Raw genomic sequence first — 5,570 nt, 5'->3', positions numbered from 1 at the left:
TTCGGGTCGCCGAAGGCGCCGGTGTTCTCGAGTCCGCGCATCGCCTGAATCGCGCGATCGAGCTCTTGCGTGTTCACCCCCTGGGCGGCGGCGTCGCGCCGCACCTCCTCGGCGGTCTGGCGCCGGAGACGCATCTCGCGCGAGAACTGCTGGGCGTCGCCGCTCGGCTCGCCACCGGGACGACCGCCCTGCCGACCCGGCCGATCCCCGGGCATACCGCCACCACGCGCGGCCCCCGGTGCGGCTCCGTCACGCTGTTGACCTTGCCCCTGCTGCCCCTGCTGCCCCTGCTGCCCCTGCTGCCCCTGCTGTCCCGCACGCTCCGCCACGCGATCGCGCAGCGACTCCATGCCGGCCACGAGTTCGCGCGTGCGCTCCAGCGTCCGCTCCTGTCCACGTGCGGCGCTCTCCCCTGACATCGCGCCGCGCGCGGCACGCAGGCGCTCGGCCACCTCGCGGATGTTCTCGCCGATCTGACCTTCGAACGTCGTCGCGTATTCGGCGCTGCCGCTGCGCGCCACCTGTTTGGAGAACTCGATCTTGTCGGCCAACCGCGCCTCACGGATCGCGTCGGCCGCGCCGCTCAACTGCCCGGCGGCCTTGGGTTGCTCGCGACGCGCCGAGCGTGACAGACGATCGGCTTCACTCTCCAGCTGCCGCACATCGTTGGCCAGCTTGTCCTTCTGCTGATTGAGCTGCTGTAGGCGCTGCGACCGCTCGCCGGCGCCGCTCTCCTGCAGCTGTTGGACGCCCTGTCGGATCTGCTGCTGCCGCTCTTCGAGTTCGCGCGCCTTGTCGGCGAGCGCCTGGACGCCGCGCGTGGTCCCCGACGCACGCGCCCCCTCGAGATTGCGCGCCGCGCGATTCAGTTCTTCTAGGGCCGCGTTGCCCTGCGCTGACGACCCGGTGGCGGCACGTCGCATGTTGTCCGCAGCCTGCTGCAGCTGCTGTGCGGCACGCTGCAGCTCGGGGTCGTTCTGTTCTCGGGCGAGTCGCTCCAGGCGACGCGCTTCCTCTTCCGCCTGACGCGCCAGGTCGCGCTGGGCCCCGCTCTGATTGTTGCCGCCACCCGGTGTGCCTTGCTGACGCCCACCCGCGGCGCCCGAGCTCCCGCCCGATGATGCGGACCCACCGGCTGCACCTTCCTGCGCGAGTCGCTGGCGCATGGCCTCGGCCATACGCTGGAGGCGCTCGTTCTCCTGCTGTTGGCGGCTGGCCAACTGACGTAGACGTTCGAGTGTTTCGTCCACCTGCGGCTGCGACGCGTCGCTGCCACGCTGCTGCTGTACCGTTTCGTACTGATTGCGCTGCTTGTCGTTCTCGAGTTCGAAGAGATCGGCGAGGTCCTCGGCCCGTTGCTGCCCGCCGCCGCCACCACCACCACCACCACCGCCTCCGCCCCCACCCATCTGAATCTGTACGTCACGGTAGAGCGCTTCCGCCCGCTGCAGCCGCTGTAGCGCACGCTGTTCCGGTGGCAGCGCATCGCTGCCACGCACGCGCCCCAGCTGCTCCTCGGCGGCCTTGAGCTCCACCGACGCCTGCTGCAGCTCGGTACGGATCTTCGCGAAGTTCGAGTCCTGCGCCGCCACGCCACGCTCGGCCAGTCGCTTCGCGAGCTGCTCGACATCTTCGCGCAGCCGCCCCTCGGCGATGGCGAGGGTCGTCATGTTCTCGCGCCGCTGCTTGTCGCTCGTACCCGCGCTGTCGCGCATCCAGTTGAACGTGCCGGCCACCACCTCCCGCTGCCGAGCGACGAACCCGTCTGGAGAATCGCCCTGTGGTTGCCCGCCACCACCTTGCTGTTGCTGCTGCGCGCGCTGGTCGGACTGCCGGTAGTCCTTGCCGAACGGTCGCACCTCGAGGAAGTACACGTCGCTCGTACCCAGCAGTCCCGCGCCATCCTTGGCCACGGCGTGGTACGCGACCAGATCTCCAGGTGACAGTGACATCTCTTCGAGGAAGAGAGTGTGGGCGCCACGCGCATCACGCGGGCGTCGTGTGCCAGCGCCAATGCTCACACGCTTCTCGTCGCCGCCGTTCACGCGGTAGCGCAGTTCGAGGCTGGTCACACCCAGATCGTCGCTCGCCTGCACAGCGATCGTGACCTCGTCGGTGTTGGTGACCTTCGTGTCGCGTCCCGGCTCCTCGATGCGCACGATTGGCGCTCGGTCGGGGATCGCGTCCACCACGTACTCCACCGCACCGGCGACGGTCGTACCATCTGTCGTGGTGAGGTCCACGTGATAGAAGCCGCTCTTCTTCACGGAAAACGTACCCACCACAGTACTGTCACCTTGTCGCGTCATCGCGATGGTGCGCCCATCGTCAAAGCGCAGGGTACCGCCGGAAACCGCACGGGTCACATTGGCCCGCACCGTGACCGTCGTTCCCACCACGGCGGCTATATCGCCTGTGTCGTCGATGTGCTCCACTGGCAGCCCGCTGTACGCGGGAAAACGCAGGTCGAGTGAGACACGTGACACCGCAGGCAGATCGTTCACGGTAAGCGTGAACACGGCTGATCGGATCTCAGCCGACTCCACGTAGTATTCCGTGCGCTGCACGATGTCGAAAAGCCGCGAACGGAAGCGCGACGAATCGGCATCCTGCGCCATGGGCAGGCGTTGCCAGCCGCCATCGCCGCCGCTGTCGCTGCGGAACACAAGCTCCGCGTTCGATGCAGCGAACCCCACCAACGCCGCCTCCACTTCAATGGCGCCACCACGGGGTACGCTCACGTTGCCCGGTGATACGTTGAGCATGCGTACGGGTTCGGCGGCCTGCGCCGTCCCAAACGGCACGAACAGCAGGCGGGCGCCATCACGGAGCGACTGGGGGCCAAACCAGAGCATCAAGGCCGCGCCTGTGGACACGAGGGCCAGCGACCGGCCTGCGCGCACCAGTCGAGGCCGTTCAAGCGCCATGCGTGCCTCGAGGGGCTTGATGGCGGCCACCGCTCGGGACATCACACGAGCGGAAAGCGACGGCGACGGACGCGCGCTCTCCGGCACGTGCGCCTCCTGCACGGCGGCGAGCAGTGCCTGACGCAAACTCGGCTCCCGCTCCTCCACATACAACGCGAACCGTTCATCGGTGCTACGGCGCGAGAGGGGCACGATGAGCCCCCGCACGAACGCGGCGACGATGAGGAGGTAGCCCACGCCGCGTGCCACGAGCGGAGCGGTACTGTTGCCGTCGAAGACCTGCCCGATGATCCACGCGCAAAGCACCGCCGCCACCGAGGCCACCACAAGCCAGACGGCGGATTCGGCCAGGACACGCAAGCGCCACTGACGCTGCAACGCAGCCAGAGTGGTGAGAAGTTGACGGTCCGGGCTCATGTCGCTCGCTCCGATTTCGAGGCGGGTGTCACGCGCCGCGCCCTGCCGCGGCGGCCGCGTGATGCCACAATCGTTTCCACCAGCAGTGCCACCAGCGCCAGCGCCAGCAGCACACGCCACGACGACTGTCTCCGCTCGAGTTCCTGATCGGTCGCTGGGCCGGCACCTGTCGTACGCAGGCTGTCGGTGCCGGTACTCACGCCGAGCAGGAGTTCCGTAGTGTCCATGGGCGTGAGCACGGACTCGCTCGCGGGGACATTCACGGCAAGCACCGCTTCGGCTTCACCACCTACCGCGCCGCGGAAGGCGCGATACAGCCCCGCATCGCCCAGTGGGACCGCCGCACCCAGCGAATCCGAGGCCGGCCGCAGGAGCGATCGATCGGGCGCTTCGACGACCGGTTCGGTGATCGTCCCGGGAAGCGCCCATCGCTCACCCGTGGTGCGCCAGAGCGGCACGGCGTCACGGCCGGAGGCGTGCAAGACGAGTTGTCGCACAAAGGGGAGATACGCCGGCTGCAACGGGAAGTCGCCAGCATTGTTGTCGAGCGGCAGTGCCAGTACGATCACGCGCCCGTTCCCGATGCGCCGCTCGATCACGGCGGCGTTTCCATCGTCGAAGCGTGCCAACACATCGGCGTTTGCGGACGCATCGACCCGTGCATAGCGGAACAGACGTACCGCGCCCAACGCGTCGTCCGTCTCACGGAACGGCTGAAAGAGTGGATGCTCCGTGCGTACGTCGCGGAGTGTTCCGCCTCGATCTGCCAAGCGATCAGCGGAACCGGCGAGGGTGACCGGTAGCAGCGGCGAGATGGTTCCGGAGCGGCTGGAGAGGCGACGGCCGAGCACAACGACCGCACCACCCCCTTCTTCGATCCACTCGGTGGTACCCGCGTCGGGGAGTTCATCCCAGAACACGCGAACGGCGGCTCGCGCCGTATTCCCCGATCGGACAACCTGCACGGCTGGTGCGCGGCCAATCTCGAGCGCCCGTTCGAAGTACAGCGCATCGCTCCCGGCGCCTCGCAGCGCCACGGTCAGATCGTCGTCGCGCGGGACCACGGCCACGAGCGTGTCGTCGAGCGCGAGCGCGTCGGGCGTCATCGCCACCTGCAGTGCCACCGCACCCTCGGGTGCCGGGACCGGTTCGAAGGTGACCACGGTCTCGCCGGTCGCATTGAGTTGTGCGTCGGCGCTGGCTGCCTCGCGCCCGTTGAGTACGAGCGTCACGCTGCGCGCGCGGGGTGTGGCCTCGCCCTGTTGCTGGATGCGCGCCTTCACCGCAAGGAGCGTGCGATCGCCCTGAACGACACGTCGCGCGTCCACCGCCCGGACCGAGGCGTTGTCCCACTGCGCTGGGCCAACGGGAATGGCGCGGACCTTCACTCCGGCGGGGAGTTCGACTCCGGCAATGCCAGTGGCGCCCGAGCGCTGCAGGTCAGAGATCACTACGATCTCCGCTGCGGAAAACGGGGCATCGAGCAGCAACTGTCTCGCGACCCGTAGTGCGGGGGCGAGGCGGGTCCCGCGGGCGCGCGGGGTGAGCCCGCTGAGTGCTCCCGTGGCCGCACCGCGATCGCCGGTGAGCCGCTGCCGCGTGTCCGCGTCATCGTCGTACGCCACCACCGCCACGCGATCATTCCCCTCGAGCTGGCCGATCGTGGCACGGGCCGAATCGAGCGCTCGCTGCCACGTTCCCGCATAGCTCATGCTCAACGAACGATCGATGAGCACGATGACCGCGCGACTGCGGTTGTCGGCACCCGTGACGCTTTGCGAGCGCAGGAGCGGCCTCGCAAAGGCCAATACGAGCAGGATGAGGAGGAGCAGGCGCAGCAGCAATAACGGCCAGTCACTCACCCGTTGCCGCTGTTCGGTACGGATGGTGAGCTGCTCAAGAAACATCAGCGACGGGAACGGCACCGGCTTGTCGCGATCGCGGTGCCGCAAGTGCAACAACAGCGGGATGGCGAGCGCCGCCAATCCGGCGAGAAAGGCCGAGGTGAGAAAGCCCATGGGTATCAGCCTCAGCGCACGCGGCCGCGCGTGAGCCGCGCGTCGAGATAAGCGTGCAGCGCCCGATCGAGCGGTTCGCTTGTGTCGAGCCGCACGTAATCCGCCCCCGCAGCCGCAAAGCGCGACTGCAAGGCGTCGTGATGTGCACGGACGAGCGTCTGGTACTTCTCGCGCAGCGCACGCGGCTTGAGTGGCAGCAGGTTGCCGC

The 5,570-nt window shown here is 68.2% G+C and carries 2 protein-coding genes and 1 pseudogene; all 3 read right to left on the bottom strand.

Annotated features, from left to right (window positions below; all coding sequences use genetic code 11):
- Positions 1-3,344: DUF4175 family protein (locus tag ACIQ6O_RS12040; RefSeq protein WP_396208034.1), on the bottom strand; the 3,344-nt coding region annotated here is incomplete at its 3' end.
- Complete coding sequence (locus ACIQ6O_RS12035; RefSeq protein WP_396208033.1) at positions 3,341-5,362, bottom strand: BatA domain-containing protein; 2,022 nt, start codon at positions 5,360-5,362, stop codon at positions 3,341-3,343. The genes ACIQ6O_RS12040 and ACIQ6O_RS12035, both read right to left, overlap by 4 nt.
- Before the next feature lie 11 nt (positions 5,363-5,373).
- Positions 5,374-5,570 (bottom strand): annotated as a pseudogene (locus tag ACIQ6O_RS12030) (DUF58 domain-containing protein); the annotation flags it as partial.

The sequence above is a fragment of the Gemmatimonas sp. genome (assembly GCF_044345575.1).
Lineage (GTDB): Bacteria > Gemmatimonadota > Gemmatimonadetes > Gemmatimonadales > Gemmatimonadaceae > Gemmatimonas.
Note: the sequence above shows the minus strand (reverse complement) of the source record. Positions and strands in the feature narration are given on the sequence as shown.

What these genes read in the sequence shown, in the direction of transcription:
- ACIQ6O_RS12035 (WP_396208033.1), bottom strand. Translation starts at nt 5,362, where the DNA reads ATGGGCTTTCTCACCTCGGCCTTTCTCGCCGGATTGGCGGCGCTCGCC.